The 20,126-nt window shown below is 42.9% G+C and carries 21 protein-coding genes; 10 read left to right on the top strand and 11 right to left on the bottom strand.

What is annotated here, in order from left to right; genetic code table 11:
• Positions 1-106 precede the first annotated feature (106 nt).
• The gene (locus tag MR764_RS04375) at positions 107-3,331 is read left to right on the top strand and encodes a UvrD-helicase domain-containing protein (RefSeq protein WP_247978178.1); all 3,225 of its coding nucleotides are present in this window, start codon (positions 107-109) and stop codon (positions 3,329-3,331) included.
• Between the two features lie 66 nt (positions 3,332-3,397).
• Positions 3,398-3,823 carry a Rieske (2Fe-2S) protein gene (locus MR764_RS04370; protein ID WP_247978177.1) on the top strand — a complete coding sequence of 142 codons (426 nt, stop codon included), beginning with the start codon at positions 3,398-3,400 and terminating at the stop codon, positions 3,821-3,823.
• 8 nt (positions 3,824-3,831) lie between these two features.
• On the opposite strand, the gene MR764_RS04365 is transcribed toward MR764_RS04370, so the two are convergent.
• From MR764_RS04365 to MR764_RS04355, 3 genes are all read right to left on the bottom strand, one after another.
• Positions 3,832-5,157 carry an alpha-L-fucosidase gene (locus MR764_RS04365; RefSeq protein WP_247978176.1) on the bottom strand — a complete coding sequence of 442 codons (1,326 nt, stop codon included), beginning with the start codon at positions 5,155-5,157 and terminating at the stop codon, positions 3,832-3,834.
• A 59-nt stretch (positions 5,158-5,216) separates the two neighbouring features.
• Complete coding sequence (locus tag MR764_RS04360; RefSeq protein WP_247978175.1) at positions 5,217-5,483, bottom strand: cupin domain-containing protein; 267 nt, start codon at positions 5,481-5,483, stop codon at positions 5,217-5,219.
• Positions 5,484-5,859: 376 nt separating this feature from the next.
• Positions 5,860-6,270, bottom strand: a complete 411-nt coding sequence (locus MR764_RS04355; protein WP_247978174.1) for a secondary thiamine-phosphate synthase enzyme YjbQ — start codon at positions 6,268-6,270, stop codon at positions 5,860-5,862.
• Between the two features lie 176 nt (positions 6,271-6,446).
• Between MR764_RS04355 and MR764_RS20220 the strand changes: the two genes are divergently transcribed.
• Both MR764_RS20220 and MR764_RS04350 read left to right on the top strand, forming a co-directional pair.
• Positions 6,447-6,575, top strand: coding sequence for a hypothetical protein (locus MR764_RS20220; RefSeq protein ID WP_282189125.1), 129 nt, complete (start codon positions 6,447-6,449; stop codon positions 6,573-6,575).
• A 2-nt stretch (positions 6,576-6,577) separates the two neighbouring features.
• Positions 6,578-6,946, top strand: a complete 369-nt coding sequence (locus tag MR764_RS04350) for a YccF domain-containing protein (protein ID WP_247978173.1) — start codon at positions 6,578-6,580, stop codon at positions 6,944-6,946.
• Positions 6,947-7,306: 360 nt separating this feature from the next.
• Here the strand turns inward: MR764_RS04350 and MR764_RS04345 are convergent, their stop codons facing one another.
• The 4 genes from MR764_RS04345 to MR764_RS04330 all read right to left on the bottom strand — a co-directional run bounded on the left by MR764_RS04345 (position 7,307) and on the right by MR764_RS04330 (position 9,656).
• On the bottom strand, positions 7,307-7,711 hold the full coding sequence (locus MR764_RS04345; RefSeq protein WP_247978172.1) for a YciI family protein: 405 nt from the start codon (positions 7,709-7,711) through the stop codon (positions 7,307-7,309).
• Between the two features lie 14 nt (positions 7,712-7,725).
• On the bottom strand, positions 7,726-8,316 hold the full coding sequence (msrA, locus tag MR764_RS04340; protein ID WP_247978171.1) for a peptide-methionine (S)-S-oxide reductase MsrA: 591 nt from the start codon (positions 8,314-8,316) through the stop codon (positions 7,726-7,728).
• A 159-nt stretch (positions 8,317-8,475) separates the two neighbouring features.
• Positions 8,476-9,051 (bottom strand): hypothetical protein, encoded by a 576-nt coding sequence (locus MR764_RS04335; RefSeq protein ID WP_247978170.1) that lies wholly within the window; start codon positions 9,049-9,051, stop codon positions 8,476-8,478.
• 143 nt (positions 9,052-9,194) lie between these two features.
• A complete protein-coding gene (locus MR764_RS04330; protein WP_247978169.1) occupies positions 9,195-9,656 on the bottom strand; it encodes a GAF domain-containing protein in 462 nt (153 codons plus the stop codon).
• A 173-nt stretch (positions 9,657-9,829) separates the two neighbouring features.
• Between MR764_RS04330 and hisS the strand changes: the two genes are divergently transcribed.
• Complete coding sequence (gene hisS / locus MR764_RS04325; protein ID WP_247978168.1) at positions 9,830-11,191, top strand: histidine--tRNA ligase; 1,362 nt, start codon at positions 9,830-9,832, stop codon at positions 11,189-11,191.
• Positions 11,192-11,403: 212 nt separating this feature from the next.
• A complete protein-coding gene (gene hutH, locus MR764_RS04320; protein ID WP_247978167.1) occupies positions 11,404-12,915 on the top strand; it encodes a histidine ammonia-lyase in 1,512 nt (503 codons plus the stop codon).
• Positions 12,916-13,151: 236 nt separating this feature from the next.
• On the opposite strand, the gene MR764_RS04315 is transcribed toward hutH, so the two are convergent.
• Together MR764_RS04315 and MR764_RS04310 are read right to left on the bottom strand one after the other, a co-directional pair.
• Complete coding sequence (locus tag MR764_RS04315; RefSeq protein WP_247978166.1) at positions 13,152-13,559, bottom strand: hypothetical protein; 408 nt, start codon at positions 13,557-13,559, stop codon at positions 13,152-13,154.
• A 55-nt stretch (positions 13,560-13,614) separates the two neighbouring features.
• Complete coding sequence (locus MR764_RS04310; protein ID WP_247978165.1) at positions 13,615-14,184, bottom strand: RNA polymerase sigma factor; 570 nt, start codon at positions 14,182-14,184, stop codon at positions 13,615-13,617.
• Between the two features lie 151 nt (positions 14,185-14,335).
• Here MR764_RS04310 and MR764_RS04305 point away from each other — a divergent pair, with 151 nt between their 5' ends.
• The 4 genes from MR764_RS04305 (at position 14,336) to MR764_RS04290 (ending at position 17,636) form a co-directional block, all read left to right on the top strand.
• On the top strand, positions 14,336-14,938 hold the full coding sequence (locus MR764_RS04305; RefSeq protein WP_247978164.1) for a hypothetical protein: 603 nt from the start codon (positions 14,336-14,338) through the stop codon (positions 14,936-14,938).
• A 79-nt stretch (positions 14,939-15,017) separates the two neighbouring features.
• A complete protein-coding gene (locus tag MR764_RS04300) occupies positions 15,018-16,136 on the top strand; it encodes a L,D-transpeptidase (RefSeq protein ID WP_247978163.1) in 1,119 nt (372 codons plus the stop codon).
• Positions 16,133-16,843 (top strand): L,D-transpeptidase, encoded by a 711-nt coding sequence (locus MR764_RS04295; RefSeq protein WP_247978162.1) that lies wholly within the window; start codon positions 16,133-16,135, stop codon positions 16,841-16,843. Before MR764_RS04300 ends, MR764_RS04295 begins: the two co-directional genes overlap by 4 nt.
• Positions 16,818-17,636, top strand: a complete 819-nt coding sequence (locus tag MR764_RS04290; RefSeq protein ID WP_247978161.1) for a hypothetical protein — start codon at positions 16,818-16,820, stop codon at positions 17,634-17,636. The genes MR764_RS04295 and MR764_RS04290 overlap by 26 nt, the downstream gene beginning before the upstream one ends.
• Positions 17,637-17,669: 33 nt before the next feature.
• Here the strand turns inward: MR764_RS04290 and MR764_RS04285 are convergent, their stop codons facing one another.
• Together MR764_RS04285 and MR764_RS04280 are read right to left on the bottom strand one after the other, a co-directional pair.
• Positions 17,670-19,286 carry a CotH kinase family protein gene (locus MR764_RS04285; RefSeq protein WP_247978160.1) on the bottom strand — a complete coding sequence of 539 codons (1,617 nt, stop codon included), beginning with the start codon at positions 19,284-19,286 and terminating at the stop codon, positions 17,670-17,672.
• 54 nt (positions 19,287-19,340) lie between these two features.
• The gene (locus MR764_RS04280; protein WP_247978159.1) at positions 19,341-20,096 is read right to left on the bottom strand and encodes a DUF1080 domain-containing protein; all 756 of its coding nucleotides are present in this window, start codon (positions 20,094-20,096) and stop codon (positions 19,341-19,343) included.
• Between the last annotated feature and the right edge of the window lie 30 nt (positions 20,097-20,126).

Below are 20,126 nucleotides of genomic sequence, written 5' to 3'. Positions count from 1 at the left end.
TGACCAGTGACAAATGTCCTGGTAATTTACAGACTTTGAACACTGAACACTGAACTCCAAGTTTTCATTATCTTTAAACCTGAATTTTTAAACTCGAAACTCTTTCATGCTCACTGTTTACAAAGCTTCTGCAGGATCAGGAAAAACCTTTCAGCTGGTAGTTGAATACCTGAAACTGATATTGGGCAATCCCTACAACTACAAACATATTCTGGCGGTGACGTTTACCAACAAAGCCACCAACGAAATGAAGAGCCGGATTCTGGAACAGCTCCACAAACTGGCCGATAATCAACCGTCCGACTATATTGCAATACTTCAGAAAGAAGGCGATTATTCCGAGCAATTTATCCGCCAGCGGGCCCGGCAGGTACTCAAAAATATTCTGCACGATTATAACCGGTTTACGATCAATACGATCGACTCCTTCACCCAGAAAGTAATAAAATCGTTTAACCGCGAACTGGGGATTTCGCCAAATTTCTCGCTGGAACTGGATACCGATATTATTCTGGAAGAGGCTACTGAACGGATGCTGGCCCGTTTGGGCGAGGACCGCGATTTGCTGAAATGGCTGCAGGAATACAGCCGCGAAAAAATTGAAGGGAACTACAGTCAGCGGATAGATAAAGACATCAAAGACCTTGGCAAAGAACTTTTCAAGGAACGTTTCCAGGTTTTCTTTCCCGAAGACGGAGAATCGGTTTACAACCGACAAACGCTTAACGAATTTGGGAAAGAGCTGCAACAATTAAAAAGTGGTTTTGAAAATACGCTAAAGAAAAAAGCGTACTCACTTTTGCAGTCCATCGAAAATCACGGTTTCAGTGTAGACGATTTTTCATATAAAAAAACCGGGGTGGCTGGTTATATTGCAGCGGTGGCCGGTGGAGCAATCAAAGAACCAACCGGGCGAGCCATTTCGGCTTCGGAAGACGTGGAGAAATGGTTTGCCAAAAGCCACAAACAAGCGGCCGAACTGGGAGCTTTGGTTCAGCAAAATCTTCAACCCGGCCTGGCTGATCTGATCCACTATTTCACTACACATTTTACCCGTTACAATACAACCATCGCAGTATTAAAACAGATTCGCACACTGGGCATTTTAACCGACCTGCGAAAAGAAATTGAAGCCTTGCTGCGTGAAAAGGAAATGCTCCAATTGTCGGATTCCAACCTCCTGCTCAGTAAAATTATCGGGGAAAGCGATTCGCCTTTTGTTTACGAGAAAATCGGGAATTTCTATCATCATTTTATGCTCGATGAATTTCAGGACACTTCGGGTTTGCAATGGCGAAATTTTAAACCACTGGTAGTCAACTCGCTTTCTGAGGGTCACGCGAACCTGGTGGTGGGCGATGTTAAACAGTCGATCTACCGGTGGAGAAACAGCGACTGGAACATTCTGGCAGAAGAGCTGGATCACGATTTTACGGAAGCACAGAAAAAAGAAGAACACCTCGATTTCAACTGGCGAAGCGATAAAAACATCATCGATTTTAACAACGAAATCATTGCCCGCCTGATCGATGTTTTTGAATCGAGACTTTTCTCGGCCATTCCCGACAATGAACAGTACCTGAATAAATTCAGAAATATTTATGCTTCATTTCAGCAAAAACCGGGGAAAAAGGAAGCTGACCCCAAAGGCTATGTTCAACTGAACTTTTTGCCGGGCGACGATTTTTATGAAACGGCCACCAACACGCTGGTTGAGCAGGTAAAAATGTTGCAGGATAAGGGAATAAAACCTGAAGAAATTGCCATACTTGTAAGGAAAAACGGAGAAGGCACCCGCATTGTGGAAGCCTTTTTGGAAGCAGCTCAACAGGAAGAGAACAAGGCTTACAACCTGACCGTCCTTTCGAATGACTCGCTGTTCCTTTTTGCCTCCAAAGCGGTACTGTTTATCATTCACACCATTGAATGGCTGGTAGATCCGCTGAGCGAAATCAACAAAGCTACGCTGCTGCACCTGTGGATGAGTTGGCTAAAACCTACGCAAAAAGGTTTCGAAAATACATTGTTTCCCGAACCAACCGAAAAATGGCAGCTTGGAAATGATTACGATGCACTTTTTGAAAGTGAACTGGGCGAAAAACTGGAGCAGGTAAAACAGAAGGTACTGCTTTCATCGCTCGATGAGACGGTTACCCGAATTGCTTCCTTGTTTGGCTTATTAAAACTTCAAAACGAGCTTCCCTACATTCAAACCCTGATTGACAAAGCCGGCGAACTTAAGACATCGCTCTCCAACGATTTGTCGAACCTGCTCTTTTGGTGGAACGAAAAGGGCTCAACTACGTCGGTAAGCGTAAATGAAGGAACAGGTTCCATTCGTTTACTGACCATCCACAGTTCAAAGGGTTTGGAATTTAAGGCTGTGCTTCTCCCCTATTTTAAGTGGGAAACCAGCCGTAGCGGCGATATTATCTGGTGCCAGCCAACCAGCGAACCGTTTAATAAATTCCCGCTGTTGCCCATCAAAAGCGGAAAGGAAATGGAAGCTTCGGAATTTGCTCCGGCGCATTTCGAAGAAAAAGTAAGCAGCTATATCGACTCGCTCAACCTGATTTACGTGGCAGTTACCCGGGCAAAATCGGCGTTGCTGATTAATTGTCCCCAGCCAAAGCTTAATCAAAAAGGCGAATATTCGGGTTCTGATGTGGACTTGTTGCTATTTCTGGCCGTTCAGCAAACAGCTTCCAATCCAATGTTCAGCGCTTGTTTTGATGAAGAAGCAGGCATTTTCGAATTTGGATCCGTTTCTCCGAGCTTAGGGAAAAAGGAGGAATCAAAAAGCATTACCGTCACCAATTACCATTTTTCTGACCTGGGCGACAGAATCAACCTGCGCTTGTCGGGAGAGGACTTTTTAGTGTCGAGTGACAAGCACCATTCCGAGAAAAATCTGGGGAAACTGGTACACGAAATCCTTTCGGGCATCGAAACGGTTAAAGATGTGAAAGCGGCTTGCCTGAAAGCGTTGAACGAAGGAAGAATTGACAACGAAGAAATGGTAGAAATTCAAAAAACCATTGATGAAAACCTGCAACTTCCTGAAGTGAAAAGCTGGTTCGATGGCAGCCTTCAAATTCTGAATGAGCGCGATCTGCTAACCGGGCAAAAATTGCTTCGTCCCGACCGTATTATGTTTTCGGGCGATAATGCGATTGTGGTTGACTACAAGACCGGCGAAAAGATTCCTACGAAATACAACAAGCAGGTAAATCGTTATGCCAAAACCTTAAAAGAAAGTGGCTTTAAAAGAGTAAGCGGCTACCTGTGGTACCTGGCAACCAACGAAGTAGAAAAAATTTGTGAGTATTGATTTTTGAATTAGATGAAAACATTAAAACACCTTTAGGTGTTTTAATTCTAATCTAAAGAAATAATCATGGAACGAAAAAACTTTCTTAAAAACTTTGCCGTTGGGGGTAGTATCCTTCTGGCTTCTCCTATGCTTTTTAACGCCTGTTCGAAAGACGAAGACATGGGTAACAACAACGACCCGGGTGGATCGTCGCCAATCACCGTCGATCTGACTGCATCAGCTTACGCAGCTTTGGGAACCGTTGGTGGCTATGCCTACAAAGGCAACATTATGGTTTTCAGAACCGGTGAAAACAATTATCTCGCCTTATCGAAGATTTGCACACATCAAGGTTGCGATGTAACATACAGTCATGCCGACGGCAATGTCCCTTGTCCTTGCCACGGTTCAAAATACACCACTGCAGGTGTAGTTATAAACGGACCTGCGACTGCCAATCTTAAAAAGTATTCGGTGAGTAAAAACGGAGATGTCCTGACTATTTCCTGATTAACAGGCTAATTGCTCTCAATCACCTGTCCTTCCTCGCGGTAAAGGTCCACTTTCCCGTCGAGCAAAACTGCAATGACCGTTACCTGCTGATCGAGTACTTTCTCCGGAACATCGATGTAAACAATTCCCGGAACGGCGCTCCAGTATTGCTTCATTTTCACATCCCAGTTCAGTTTGGTACCGTTGCCAACCACCCAAATCCGGTTGATTTTGTTTTTTATTCCTTTTAAAATCAGCGGACCGTTTGGCTTGTGTGGCACATACAGGTAAAGAATGTCCCCTCCTTTATTTAAAGCTGTGGGGCCGTAAAAATGCTCGCAGGGAATTCCGGCACGCGTTCCGTAAATTGCTTCTGCGTGCTTGCTAGTCCAACGTCCGAGTTCCTTCAAAATATTCACTTGCTCCTCGGGAATACTTCCGTCGGCTTTGGGACCAATATCCAGCAAAAGATTTCCGCCTTTGTTGATCACATCCACCAACATACGAATCACCTGGTTGGGCGTTTTGTAGTTATGGTCGTTGTGCTGATAGCCCCAGCTGTCGTTCATGGTCATGCAAAGCTCCCAGTAACGGCTGCGCGGCCGGGTTACCGGAAGTCCCTGCTCAGGTGTGGCATAATCGCCGTAACCCTGAATCCGGCTATTTAGAATCAAGCCTTTGTTCCATTCCCTCAGCTTCTCACTTAATTCGCGGGCTTTCCATTTTTCGGCCGAAGCTTCCCAATCGCCGTCAAACCAGTACAAATCGGGTTTAAAGTTTTTAGATAATTCTTCCAGCTGACAGAAATTAAAATCGACAAAACGGTTCCAACGTAAAGAATCGTTCTCGTAGCGTTTTTCAACACGTGTTTTATTCGGATAATCGGGATGCGACCAGTCGAGTAACGAATAGTACAATCCAACTTTCAGTTTATTTTTTCTAAGTTCACTTACAAAAGGGGCAATCAGATCTTTTTGTGCCGGAGATTTTTTTGCTACGCTTAAATCGTTGCAATGTGTGTCCCACAATGCCACCCCATCGTGGTGTTTTGTGGTTATTACCGAGTATTTCGCGCCACTCTCGGCCAGCAATTTTGCCCAGGCTACCGGGTCGTAGTTCTTGGCTGTGAATCCCGCGAGCTGATTCATATAATCTTCGTGCGAAATATACCCGTTAAAAAACGACCAGCTTTCGTCGATTCCGTTTACAGCATATATTCCCCAATGGATAAAGATGCCCAATTTAGCGTCTTCAAACCATTGCATTCTCTTCTCCCTGGCGGCTGCATCTTCCTGAGCTACTCCTTTAAAAAAGAGCACACAAGCAACCAAAGTCCAAAATAATCGTTGCATAGACATTTGAAAATTATAATTCTATGCAAACTTTGTAAAATTTTTTAAAATCTCAAATATTATTCGAATGAATAATGCTTTTTGATGGCCGATTGAATGTCCCAAACACATTCCAGACCCTTTGGAAAAGTTACAAAATCGCCGGCCTTTATAGTAACCGACTCAAATTCAGTGGTGATAACTGCTTCTCCTTCCAGAATATAACACAGTTCATTCTGATCATAAAACCAGTCGAATTTTTCTTCATCGCGCTCCCAAACCGGCCAGTTAAAAACGCCCTCTTGCTCTAATTCGTCCTGAGAATATTGTGTAACATCAATCTTCATAGAATAAAATTTACTTTGTTATACGCTTCAGAACAGTGAAGAAACCCCTGTCTAAATTTCAGATTAAATATAAATTAATCGGTGTTAATAATCAATACTGTTACTCTCTGTTATAGGACTACAAATTTATCACAAGAATCAAATTATGAAACCCGGAAAACAACTTTTCTTTTCGCCCGGTTCATTTTGTTTCCGGAGGGTAAAAAACCGAGTAAAAGCAATACTTTGGAAGTGAATCAACTAATCTTTCCTGGTTGCAGCAAGACCTATAAATTGTCGAAAAAAATGCGTTCCGAGTTCACAACCCGCCATCCAAAACCAAGCGATTGGCTTTCCAACAAAATTTCCAACACCGAAAAAAAGGATGACTCTCGTTCTAGCTGTAAATGGTCAGAACCAGGCGGCGAGTGCCTCCGTAATCGCGGAATTCGCAAAAATATATCCCCTGCCAGGTTCCCAAGTTTAGGCGGTGCCGGGTGATCGGAATCGTAACTTCAGCGCCAATCAATGTCGACTTTAAATGGGCAGGCATATCATCACTTCCCTCGTAAGTATGAATGTACACCGGGTCGTCTTCGGGAATCATTTTGTTGATAAAGTTCTCGAAATCGGTTCTTACGGTTGGATCGGCATTTTCGTTCAGTGTAATTCCTGCCGATGTATGCTTTACCAGAATATGTAGTAAACCGGTTTCGGGAAGTTCCGGCAGTTTTTCTTCGATAAGTCGGGTAATCAGGTGGTAACCTCTTCTAAATGCGGGTAATGTAATTTCCTTTTGCTGAATCATAAGTATGAACCTTTGAGGTAAAAATACAAACTATTCTAAAACACCCTCCTCCTGTATTTTTTTGAAAGTATCCTGAATTCTCCTTTTTACCTGTAAAAATGGCTCGTTCACCTTTTATTTTTGCGCTGGTAATGATCTATTAAGTATTTTCCGCATGAATTTTAAATCCATTGAAAATGATACTGACAATTGCGACAATAATTTTGCTGGGTACACTGGCCTGGAACAAATGGATCACCAGAAATAAAGTAAAACCGGAAACAGTAAAAGTCCGGGTAAAAAATGAAAAACCATTTAACCGATAATTATGAAATTCTTGGGCAACATCATCTGGCTGATATTCGGAGGCTTCGCCATTTTCCTGGAATACATGCTTGCAGGCCTCGCTCTGTGTGTCACCATAATTGGAATTCCGTTTGGCATCCAATCGTTCAAACTGGGTGTACTGGCGCTATGGCCCTTCGGACAAAAAATTGAATACATGGATTATGCTCCAGGCTGTCTTTCCACCATTATGAATATTCTGTGGCTGTTTATCGGCGGATTTTGGATCATGCTGACACACATCCTTTTCGGATTGCTGCTCGGAATTACCATCATTGGGATTCCATGGGCACGCCAACACTTTAAAATGGCTTCACTTGCACTCACACCGTTTGGAAGAAGGCTGGCATAAAAGGACTGAGGGACTAAAGAACTGAGGGATTGAGGGACTGAAGGAGTTGATTAAACTTGAAATTTTTGGGGCACGAGCAAGTGATAGATTGTTAAACTGAAAAACGGTTAAACATAGGAAGATGGAACTTCCTGCTTCGAGCGATTTGTCACTGGTCATTAGGCATTAGTCATTGGTTAGCAGGCATGCAATCTCATCAATCCTTCAACCATTCAATCCCTAAAAACTGCAACTGTGAACTGTGACTGAAAACTGCGACTAAAATCCCTCAATCCCTGAAACCCGCGGCTTGCTTTTTAGACGAATTACACCGTAAACGACGCCACTCAACTCTGAATTTTTAAACTCTGAACTCTAAACTCACCTGATCACCGTTCCCTTGGCGCCCCACCAGTAGAAGGCTTCCATACTGAGACGACCGGATTTCACTGCCGGATCTTCGGCTTCCAGTTTTAATGCCTCATCCACCGTTTCCACGTCAAAGATCAGTAAGCCGCGATAGTCTCCGGCTTCTTCAAACGGCCCGGCAACAATAAGTTTTCCACTTTCTGAAAGATGATTCAGATGTGCGAGGTGCTGCTCTTGAATTTGTGCCGCTTCAGAAGAATCCTGACTCCGCATTTCGCCTTTATTCAACAGCATAAAAACATATCGCTTCACAACGTAAGTAGTGTCTCCCTCTGAATAGGAAAATTCACGTTGATCCTGAGCAAAAGAAATCATCGTGAAACCAGTCAGCAGCAGCAGAAAAAGTAGTTTCGTCATAAGCCGTTCTTTAGTTATTTCTTTAGTTGATCTTTAAATACTTTTCTGAATTTATCGAGCTTTGGAGCAATAATAAACTGACAATAGCCCTGCGATTTGTTTCGGGCATAGTAATTCTGGTGATAATCTTCGGCAACATAAAATTTATCGAATGCGGTAATCTCAGTAACAATGGGCCGGTCATAAACCTTCTCTTCCTCCAGCTCACGAATCACTTTTTCGGCTGTTTCCCTTTGCTGTTCGTTATGGTAAAAAATCGCCGAACGGTACTGCGTGCCAACATCGTTTCCCTGACGGTTTAGCGTGGTTGGGTCGTGTGTGGCAAAAAACACCTCGAGAATCTGACTGTAGCTAACCACTTCCGGATCAAACGTAATCTGAACCGCCTCTGCATGACCCGTAGTTCCCGTACAAACTTCTTTATACGAAGGATTTTTTACATGTCCGCCACTGTAACCTGGCTTTACATCCACTACTCCTTCTAATTCCAGGTAAACCGCTTCTGTACACCAAAAACATCCGCCACCCAATGTTGCTTTCTCTACTTCTTTTGCCATAGCTGTTGTTGATAGAATAAGAAATATAATTACGATAGACTTTTTCATGATTCCCCGTTTATTTCTGTCAAAATCATTATTTACAGGAAATGCCTGACCTGCTGAAGATCAATTGTTGCCCAACCAACCTCTACTTAAACACTTCCCATTTACCTAAAGTAACAAAACAGAGATGAAGTATGTTTGCAGGATAACGAGTTTGAATTTCTAAATCTGGTGGGTTTGGTAAACGATGTACCCATAAACGGCAAACCGTAAAAGACGAAACAGGGCGTATTTTAGAAAACGTTTGGAAGGATAACCGGCCGATCCTACCAGTAAACTCACGGCTGACCAGGGAAGCGGCGTAAGTGCAGCCACAATGATCAGGAAAATACCGTATTTCTTTACCTGCTGAACCGAATCCTTGAGCAAACGTTTTTTCAGACTTTTGAATGCCTCATTTTTGTAAAAAAAGCTCCCGATCAGAAAGTTAATATAGCCCATCAAATAAGATATACCTGCAAACAGGGACAAATTAAACAAGTAATGCAGAGTGTCGGCTTTGTTCACCGCCCAAATCATAAATAATTCGGGAGGAAGGATTCCGAAAAAGAACTCAGAGAAACAGTAGATCATGTAAATAATCATCGGGCGGGCATAAAAACGTTCGACCCAGGCATCAGGAGTATGCGTGATCACGATTTCCCTGAAAAGAAAGTAAGCCGCTAACAATACAGTCAGCCATAAAAAGCCTTTGAGGCCGTTGCGCACAAGAAATTGCATTCGTGGACTAAGTTTCATGACTGGTTTCTGTTTTGTTGACCGAAAATACAATTATTTTAGAGATATTCAGGATGAAACTTTCTCGATGAGCAACAACAATGCCCAACACGGTTCATTAAAAAGATAATAAAAGTGATTTTAGCAGAAACAGTAGAATCTGATCATTTCCAAACCAGTTCCAGAATTTTCTCCAGCCACCGGGCATCCACTTCCGAGAATGAAGCTTTGTCTTTACTGTCGATATCCAAAACACCTATAATTTCCCCTGATTTATTTTTGAACGGAACAACAACTTCAGAGTTGGAACGCGAATCGCAGGCAATGTGACCGGGAAACTGATGTACATCTTCCACAACAATCGTTTCTTGCTGATTAAATGCCGCCCAGCAAACACCTTTGTCTTTTTCCAGAATCTGGCAGGCAACTGGTCCCTGATACATGCTCACCGTCATTTTCCCTTCATCGATCAGATAAAAACCGGTCCAGAAGTAATACTCCATTTTATGATGCAGCACGGCAATGATGGTTGCCATTCTCGCCTCTGTATTTTGACTTTTTAGAACCAGTTCACTCAACTGTTTGTAAATCCGCTCGTAACGTCCTTCTTTCTTTTTGTCTTCCATAACCGTCAACATAAATATCTGCACGAAATAACAAAAAATGACCGAGTTTAAAGCAGTCTACCAGCTTTTTATCGCAGATTACATAAGCCTGTGTTAAGTATCGAAACTCTGTTTTGCTTTGAATTACATCTTTCGTTCTTTTTCTTTATTTTTGCGGCCTAATTCTAAGAATCATGGCACAGAAACCTTCGATACCAAAAGGTACCCGCGATTTTTCACCGGTTGAAATGGTGAGAAGAAACTATATTTTCGATACCATCAAAGATGTTTTTCGTTTGTACGGATTTCAGCCGATTGAAACGCCGGCCATGGAAAACCTGTCGACACTGATGGGAAAATACGGGGAAGAAGGTGACAAGCTGTTGTTTAAGATTCTGAATTCAGGTGATTTTATTTCGAAAGTTCCGCAAGATTTGATCGAAGAAAAAAATTCGAACAAACTCACTACTCAAATTTCAGAGAAAGGACTGCGTTACGACCTGACTGTGCCCTTTGCACGTTATGTGGTTCAGTATCGAAACGACATTGTTTTTCCGTTTAAGCGCTACCAGATCCAACCGGTTTGGCGTGCCGACCGCCCTCAAAAAGGACGTTACCGCGAGTTTTACCAGTGCGATGTGGATGTGATTGGCAGCGACAGTTTGCTAAACGAATTGGAGCTGGTGCAGATTATCGACGATGTATTTCAGCGCCTGCAAATTAATACCGTTGTCAAAATCAATAACCGGAAAATACTGGCCGGAATTGCCGAAGCCATTGGCGAAGCCGACCGAATGGTGGACATTACCGTAGCCATCGATAAACTGGATAAAATCGGTTTGGAGAAAGTAAATGCAGAAATGCTTGAAAAAGGAATTTCAGAAACTGCCATTGAAAAACTGCAGCCCATTTTAAAACTCGAAGGCAGCACGGCCGAAAAACTGGAGCAAATTGCCGCCGTTATCGGGCATACAGAAGTTGGAGCGAAAGGTATTTCGGAAATGCAGACACTGTTTGCCTACATCAAAAACTTTGATTTGAAAACCGAAGTGGAGCTTGATCTGACACTCGCGCGTGGTTTAAACTACTACACCGGTGCTATTTTCGAAGTAAAATCGAAAGATGTGCAAATCGGGAGCATTTGTGGCGGCGGCCGCTACGACGACCTGACCGGGATTTTCGGCATGCCCGATGTTTCGGGTGTGGGCGTTTCTTTTGGAGCCGAACGTATTTACGACGTTCTTACCCAACTCAATTTGTTCCCGCAAGACTCGCTGGAAACCACCAAAGCGCTGTTTATCAACTTTGGAGAAACGGAAGAGGCCTATTGTTTGCCGGTTTTAGCGCGACTTAGAAAGGCTGGTGTAAATGCCGAGATTTTCCCGGAAAGTGGTAAAATGAAAAAGCAGATGAACTATGCCAACCGGAAAGAAATTCCTTATGTTGTTCTGGCGGGAGAAGAAGAAATAGCCGCTAAAAAGTTCACGCTAAAAAACATGGAAACCGGTGATCAACAGTCGGTAAGTGCAGAAGAACTGATAAAAGTCCTGTCTTAATAATTTCAATTATATGATATTGCCGGAATAAATCATTTATATGAATATTCCGGTACCCGATCGGCTTGTAAAAATCCTTGGCGGAGACGTTCGTTTTCCCTGATATTTTCATTGACGCAATTTCCCTTTCGTGCAATTTTTGCTTTAAATTGCCCTTCACACTCATTGGTTGAACCAATAACAATTTCCGAATTACCTTTAAACTAATTACTATGATGACAAAACGCGTTTTTGAAATATCTCCCAATAAGCTTAATTACGAAATTATTCAGGACATTCTGGAGAACGATGTAAAACTGAAACTTTCCGATATATCGGTAGAACTCATTCAAAAAAGCAAAAAATACCTCGACCGCAAACTGGAACGTGCAGAAAAACCGCTGTATGGGATCAATACCGGTTTTGGCGCTTTGTGCGACATCGAGATTTCGAAGGAAGACCTGAGTAAACTACAGGAAAACCTGGTGGTTTCGCATGCCTGCAACCTGGGAACCGAAGTTCCGGCCGATGTGGTTAAACTGATGTTGTTGCTAAAAGCACACGCTCTTTCGAAAGGGAACTCTGCTGTTCAGTTAATAACCGTTCAGCGCATCATCGATCTTTTCAACAACAATGTGCTTCCGGTTGTAAAGGAACAGGGATCTTTGGGTGCAAGTGGCGACCTCGCTCCTTTGGCGATGTTATTCCTGCCTCTGCTGGGTTTGGGAGAAGTAAATTTTGAAGGGAAGAAAGTGAATTCCGCAGTAGTTCTCGAAAAATTTGGATGGAACCCCATCCGGCTGGAAGCCAAAGAAGGATTGGCTCTTTTAAACGGGACACAGTTTATGAGTGCACACGGTGTTTACACCTTACTTAAAACCTTCCGAATCATCGATCAGGGCGATATTATCGGGGCGCTTTCGCTCGATGCCTTTGACGGTTTGCTGGAACCTTTTTCCGAAAACATCCAGCGCATTCGTCCTCACAAAGGGCAGGCAGAAACGGCCCGCAATTTCCGGCATGTGCTGGCGGGAAGCGAAATGCAGTCCAAACACAAGGAACACATCCAGGATCCTTATTCTTTCCGGTGTATTCCGCAGGTACACGGCGCTGTGCGCGATGCGGTGCGTTATGTCTCCAAAGTATTTGAAACCGAAATCAACTCGGTTACCGACAATCCAACCGTTTTTCCGGATGAAGACCTGATTATTTCGGGCGGTAACTTCCACGGCGAGCCGCTGGCACTTTCGCTCGATTTTCTGGCCATGGCCCTGAGCGAACTCGGCAGTATTTCGGAACGAAGAACCTATCGTTTGATTTCGGGAGAACGCAAGCTTCCGGAGTTTCTGGTAGCCAATCCCGGATTGAATTCAGGCTTTATGATTCCGCAGTATGCAGCGGCATCTATTGTTAGTCAGAACAAGCAATTATGTACTCCGGCTTCGGTCGATTCCATTCCATCGTCGAACGAACAGGAAGACCACGTAAGTATGGGAGGAAATGCCGCAACAAAAGCGCTAAAAGTGGCTTTAAATACGGAGAAGATCCTCGCCATTGAATTGTACAACGCAGCGCAGGCAATGGATTTCAGAAGACCGGTAAAAACATCTCCTTTCCTGGAGAATTTCCTGAAAGATTACCGAAAAAAGGTAAGTTTTGTGGAACAAGACACGGTTATGTACGAGGGAATTAATAAAACCATCGATTTTTTAAATCATACGCAAACAAGAAGACTGGCCAGATAAACTAACACAAACCGCTGTGGATTCAAAATGCACAGGTTGTATTATAAATGCAATTCGTTTTGCCAATCCAAATTGAACCGAAGACGGAAGTTTGAAGCCTGAAGAACGATTTTAAGAACTTTGACTTATACTTCTGGCTTCATGCTTCAAGCGAAGAATTACAGGTCTCAGCAACTAAAGTAGCAACAATAAATTGCAGGATTCTAAGCCTAAATTGGAGAATAAATCAATCTTTTTTAAAGTTTTTCTTTTCGCTTTACAGCTCCGTCTTCATCTACCAAAAAGAAATAGCGGATAAGTTCAGCATCGCGAATTATGAGTTCGTATTCCCTGTGATCTTCACATTCAATCAGTATGGCATTCATTAATTCGCCGTGCTTTTCAGCTGCTTTTGTTATTTTATCAGGCAGCTCCAATAAAGGCTGGTTTATTTTTAAACAAACAAATGCACCGTCCTGCTGATAGGAGGCGATGTGCTCCAGTTCTTCTTTGTAAAAAACGGCTTCGAACAAATCGCCGGTTTGTTGCCATTCAGTATTTAAAGTATCTGAAAAATGTTCCGAAAAATGATTCTTTACTGCCTCCGGAACCTGTATTTCTTTACTTGCTGAAAATATTTTCTGAAAAAATTGTTTTATCTCCATAATGTTTCTGTTCAACTGTTTTGACGATGAAATCTTCGAAAGTAACTCATTTCATCTACGCTTTATTAAACTCTTTCTGAAACAAGTAAACGACCCGGGTACGTGCTCTTTTCAAACGCATTTTAACAGCATCCTCGCTAATTCTGAGTGTCTCGGCAATCTGTTTTCCGGGTAGATTATCCTGGTACTTCATCAGCAACAATGCCTTTTCCTCGGGGTGAATCATTTCCAGAATTTTGAGAAGATTTTCATAACTCAGATTTTCCAGATCGGTTTCTTCTTCATCCGGAATATCGGGGATCTCGTTTTCACTGTTCCAGTTCGGATAGTGCAGTTTTTTCTTGTGCCGCAAATAATCGATCGAATAGTTATAGGTAATCGCGTAAAGCCACGACGAAAACTTTGAATTTCCTTTAAATCCAGGCAATTTCTCATACGCCTTCGAAAGAATATCGTTGGCAAAATCTTCTGCCTGATCGCGATTCTTGATAAAACTGAAGCATTTATCCACTACCTTTAAATAGTATCGACTGTACAGTTCTCCGAAAAGCGCCGTCCTATTTTCCACGATTATTCGCCTTACCAGCTCCTCATCGTCAATCCCTTCCAGATTTTCTTTCACCATAATTCAAACAGAGAAGAAAAAAAAATTCGTTACCTGCGTTACTTCAAAAGTTACTCCCGTCTAAATGTAAATTCTGCTTTGAAGCAAAAGTAAAGCGAATTTAGTTTTTCAAATCAATTTGATGACAAAAAAGAACCATTACGTTTTAAAAATGAAAACAAAATTTTTGACATTGATCGCAGCCCTGAGCGTGGCTGTATTGTTAAGCAGTTGCGGAAAAGTTCCACAAGCTGAAATTGATGCTGCTAACGCTGCTATTGAAGAAGTAAAAACTGCAGGAGCTGATGTTTATGTAGCTGAAGCTTTTACAGCTTTACAAGATTCGATGCTTGCCGTTAACCAGAGTGTTGAAGCGCAGAACGGTAAACTGTTTAAAAACTACAGCAAAGTAACTGAACAACTGGCCGTTGTAAATCAGTTGACAGCTGAAGTTAAAACAAAAACTGAAGCTCGTAAAGAAGAAGTGAAAGTGGAAGTAGCTGCTCTTCAGGCTGAAGTTGCCGCTTTGGTTGCTCAAAACAACGAACTCGTTGCCCAGGCACCAAAAGGAAAAGAAGGTACAGCTGCACTGGAAGCCATTAAAGGTGACATTAGTGTGGTTGAAGCCAGCATTGCCGATGTTGCCAACCAGGTAGCAGCCGACCAGTTATTGCCTGCGCTTGACAAAGCAAAAGCAGCAAAAGAAAAAGCGGTAGCACTCAACACCGAGTTAAACGAGGTGATTGCCAAATACAGCAAAAACAGGAAAAAATAAGAGAGTTTAGCCAAGTAAAACCTGTAACTCTTCCCCGGAATACTATGTTCCGGGGATTTTTTTCAGGGCTATTTTTAGGATGAAGGTGAAAAGAAGGACGATTGCAGGAGTAGGAATAATTGGACTGGCGGCTGCCGGAGTGGCTTTTGGGATTTACACAGCACCTGAACCTCCGCTCGATGAAATGAAAATAGCCCTTGAACGTTTGAGCGAGGCGAAAAAAGCCGAGGCACAGGTCTACGCCCACGATGCCTACAAAGCAGCTGAACAGGCATACGATTCGGCAATGGTATGCTGGGCAGAAGAAAACAAACGCCTCTTTTTGTTCAGAGATTATACGGAGTTAAATAGGTGGATCTCGGTAACCATCGAAAAGGCAGCAGAAGCCGAACAGCTGTCGGGGAAAAGGTCAAAATCAGCAGGAAATAAATTACAACAGGGAATTTCAATTCTGGAAAAGAAAATTGAAATCTACAACCGGTTTTACAAACGCCTGCCCTTACCCTCAAGCGTAACAAAAGCGCATCATAAAGGATCAATCAAACTTTCGGAAGCAAAATTTGCCTGGGAAAACAAACGTTTTGGTGAAGCAGAGAAAAGCTTTCAACAGGCAAAAGAATTGATAAATGCTTCCAGCAACAAAGCAGAAAAGCTGCTAACATCATGGTTTAGTGGGCACAACGCCTGGCAAAAATTAGCCAAAGCGGCCATTGCACAATCGGCAAACGGGAAAAAAGTAATTGTTGTTGACAAGCTGGCACATACCTGCACGGTTTATCAGAATAAAAAAGCAATACGGACTTTTGATGCCGAACTTGGTGTGAACTGGATGGGAGACAAAAAATCGAAAGGCGACAAAGCCACTCCCGAAGGAAACTACAAAATAACCCAAAAGAAAAGCGGAGGTAATACAAAATTCCATAAGGCTTTGCTGATCAACTATCCGAATGACGAGGATCGTCAACGCTTTCAGCAAAACAAAAAAGCCGGAATTATTCCGTCGAAAGCCGACATTGGCGGCTTGATAGAAATACACGGACTGGGAGGAAAAGGAGTAGACTGGACCGATGGCTGTGTTGCCTTAAGAAATGATGAAATGGATGCACTGTATCAACTCGTGGCGGTTGGCACACCTGTGGTCATTGTTGGATCGATCAGGTCGCTAAATGAAGTAACAGGAAAAAACGTAGCAGAATGAAACTGAATCAATTTATAGTGGAGAATAAATTTTTTGAAAAGTTAGGCCGTCTTTTAAAAGGTTGGCTGGGATTTACACTGATTCAGCTTTTCACCCTCATCGTTTTCATATGGATGCTTTTTTCGGTAGTTCCATGGTTAATCAATCAACCTGTTTTTTACCGTTTTCTACCCAAACGGGAAGCAAGCAACGTATCGCCCACCGATGTAAAGATGCTTCAGATCGAAACCATTCAACTGCAAAAAAAGATCGACAGACTTACACCCGGTGGAGTTTACCTGGTCATCAACACCACCGACAATACCTTCTTCCTATACAAAAACAGGCAGTTGATTCGCGAGGGAGTTTGCTCCACAGGAAGCTACATAAAACTGGAAACTGAAACCGATAAAAACTGGCTTTTTGAAACTCCCAAAGGAGTATTCACCATCAAAGGGAAAACCGTAAATCCGGTTTGGAGAAAACCCGACTGGGCATTTATTGAAGAGGGCTTACCCGTGCCACCAGCGGGAGATCCGTCGCGCTACGAATACGGAGTTTTGGGAGATTATGCCCTTAGTTTGGGAGACGGCTACCTGATACACGGTACACTTTACAAACGTTTTCTCGGAATGCCCGTCACGCATGGATGTGTGAGAATGGGCGACGAAGATCTGGAGCTTGTATTTAAAACGCTGCCAAATGGCGCAAAAGTATTTATTTATTAAAATGGAAAATCAGGAAGGAACAGCACCTAAAACCTCTTCAAAAAAACGATGGCTGGCATTTTTACTGCCTGTCATTTTGCTGCTTGTTAGCATTCAGTACGCCACGTTATCAACAATTTCGGTACAGGAACACTTAAAAATGGTTTCAGAGATCAAAGATGTTGATGTACCCTTTTATGATGTGAAAGACTCCGCCTGGATCAGCGCATTCAAAGACAGAAACTGGATCGAATGCAGGCTGGAAACATCGAAAACCGATTCGATCAGCTTATCGGTCAACCTGAAAGACAGCATATTACAATTAGAATTAAAAGGAGTTGTGATTAAAACCACTCCCATTATTGAACTTCATGCTGATCGTTTCTTCGAAGAACTAAATCCGGTGGCCTATCATCATTATTTTGGCGAAGAAACTGCCAGCAGGGAGATGCAGGCAACCATTGAGAAAATTCCGCTGATTGTAAAAAAAGCGCCCAAAGACACCCTGGAATATGCAGCCCAAAGCCATGTGGTTGATACCTTAAAGAGAGAGGATGTCCATTGGCTGATCATGCTCGATAACGGGATTGAGTTAAGAGTGGAAGGAACCGATACCACCCGCACTTCGAATGCGTGGCATAACAAGTTCTGGCTAAAACAGGATTATCATCAGATCAAAAACAACTTTGCCAAAACCTTGAAATTTGAGGTTCCGCAATATAATCCGACCATCAAACTGGTGATTTCAGAAAACGATGCCAAAGCCATATATCGTGCCCTGCCCCGCCAGCCCAGAGTTTGCATCAGGTTATAAATTTCTGTTCCATCAGTCCTGTAAACAACCCGGTCAAAGTTTTACCAGCTTGTTGGTATACAGCTCATTTCCACCCTGAGTAATGCGGCAGAGGTAAATCCCGTTTTTCAAAGCCAGATGCGAAAGATCGAAATGATTTACACCCGTTACCACCGGAAGTTCAAGCTGTTGAATCAAGGCTCCGTTAATGTTATATACAGCCAATTGACAGGTTACATTCGTTCGGGAAACAACTTTCAGGTTTAACTCGGTTGAAAAAGGATTCGGATAAAAAGCATACACATTCTCATTTTCAAAATCAGATGCATCGGTTGCCTGATCGCATGTGCCGGGGAATTCAGCATCAAGCCGGTTCAAGCGCGCACTAATCCAGTCTTTCATCCAATCAATTTCGTTCGCATATGTTCCGCCTATATAATAGTTGGGCCAAATACTTGTATTCAGAATCGGCCAACGGTTAAAGTTTCGATCCACAGCATTTCCCAGGTAATTGGTCAAACTATCCATTACTGCCATCACGTTTGCTTCATTCAGCACGGTCTCCTTCAAGGCCTCCCACCGGCACCGCATCGGGTTTACAAAAGCATCGTCTTCCACCAGTTTTATCCACCAGAAAGGAATCTGCCAGTTGTCGCTGCCAATATCCTCATACAATACGAGTCCGGAAGTCTTCCAGCCGTCGTAATAATTTGCATTTCCATAAGCCAGATTATAATCCCAGATTGGGCCTGCATTTAATTTCCCGTTCTTGTCTTTATTGAGGAAAGAACTTAAACGATAGCCATCGATATTCCGTGTAAATTCATTTATGATTGCATAATCATAGAAGCTCTTCGCGTTTATGTAATTCTGGTACCCGTTGGTTTCGCCGTGCCACAAATTTTTAACCGCTGTTTCGAAGCCGTCGATGTACTGATGTATGTATGCCTTTTGTTCCGGAAGAATTTCGTCTTCCTTCGGATACTCGTACTGGTAAAATGTTTGCCTGCTACTTCTGTTTAAATAATCCGACGACCAGCCATCTCCACCACTTCCTGTCGATTTATCAATTTTTACAATGTATCCGCCGGTCAGTTCTTCGCCGCTAATGTCTTCTGCTCTTAACCTGGCAATATCCACACGGTCATTCCCCCGTTTTATCTTCTCCATCAAAACATACACGCCTTCGTAATTATTATTCAGAAATAATTCCACAAATCGACAACGCGGCACATAATCGTCACTTAGCTGGGCTGCCAATGTAAAAGTCAATACATTTCGAAGCAAACTCTTATCTGAATACGGTGCATATAAAATCCAGTCCTCCTCACCCGGTAAATCAAGCAATGAAAAATCCATGTCTACCCACTGATCGTCTTTTAACTCAAAACCATACGATTTTTTTGGAAACGACTGAGAAGAAGAGCCGCGAACCTCAATCGTGATATTGCCCTTAAAATGATCGCGTGTATCGGATGTTGAATTGGTTCCACCCTTTTTCCAGGCAACTTCCAAACGGGCTTGAATTTTCGGATCGTCAGGAATTGTTTGTCCGGAGGTGTTCAGGTAAAAAATGGGTAACTGGCTGGTAAAGGAAATATTCTGTGCTGAAGACAATGTACTCATCAACAAAAAGACGGACAGAATAATCCCGGTAGTTTTAGTTAGCATTGGTTTTTGTGTTAAAAACAAAGCCCGGAAGCAGTATTCCGGGCCGGGTATGTTTTACAACTCTCTTATCCAGATATTCCGGTAGCTAACCGGGTTGCCATGGTCCTGAAGGATGATACTTCCGTCTCCATGTTTACGTATTGAATATTCGGGAATACCGATGTACTCTGTTGGTCCGCGCAATTTCACATTGTTCTGAACCAACACTCCGTTTTGCAAAACCGTTACCGTTGGCGGGGTAAAATAAGTTCCGTCCTCGTTAAAACGCGGGGCTGTGTAGATAATGTCGTAGGTTTGCCAAACACCCGGACCTTTGCAGACATTTACCAGTGGAGCATGTTGTTTGTAAAGGCTACCTGCCTGACCATTGCGGTATGTGCGGTTGTTGTAATTATCCAATACCTGCAATTCGTAGAGTTCCTGAAGGAAGATTCCGCTGTTGCCACGTCCCTGGCTTTCGCCTTTTACTTCGGCAGGTGTACGCCACTCGATGTGCAACTGAACATCGCCAAAAACACGTTTTGTTTTGATTACTCCGGTTCCGGCTTTAACGGTAACACAACCGTCTTCAACAATCCAGCCCGGCTCAGCTCCGTCACCATTGGTCCATTCACGACCCAGATCGGTGCCGTCGAACAAAACAATTGCGTCAGAAGGTGCATCGGTAGTTTTTTCTCCGGGAGTGATTACCGGTACTTCCGGATCCCAGATTTCAGTCATTTCCGGTTTCATTTGTATCGACTCCTCTTCCTGAGCCATTACAAAACCACCGAATACCATTAAAACGAAAGTTAAAGAAATGATTTTCATGATTTAGTTGTATTGGTTATTAAATTTTAT

Origin of the sequence: Maribellus sp. YY47 (assembly GCF_023111095.1) — a bacterium.
Taxonomy (GTDB): domain Bacteria; phylum Bacteroidota; class Bacteroidia; order Bacteroidales; family Prolixibacteraceae; genus Draconibacterium.
The sequence above is the reverse complement of the archived record's forward strand: the minus strand, read 5'-3'. Positions and strand labels throughout refer to the sequence as shown.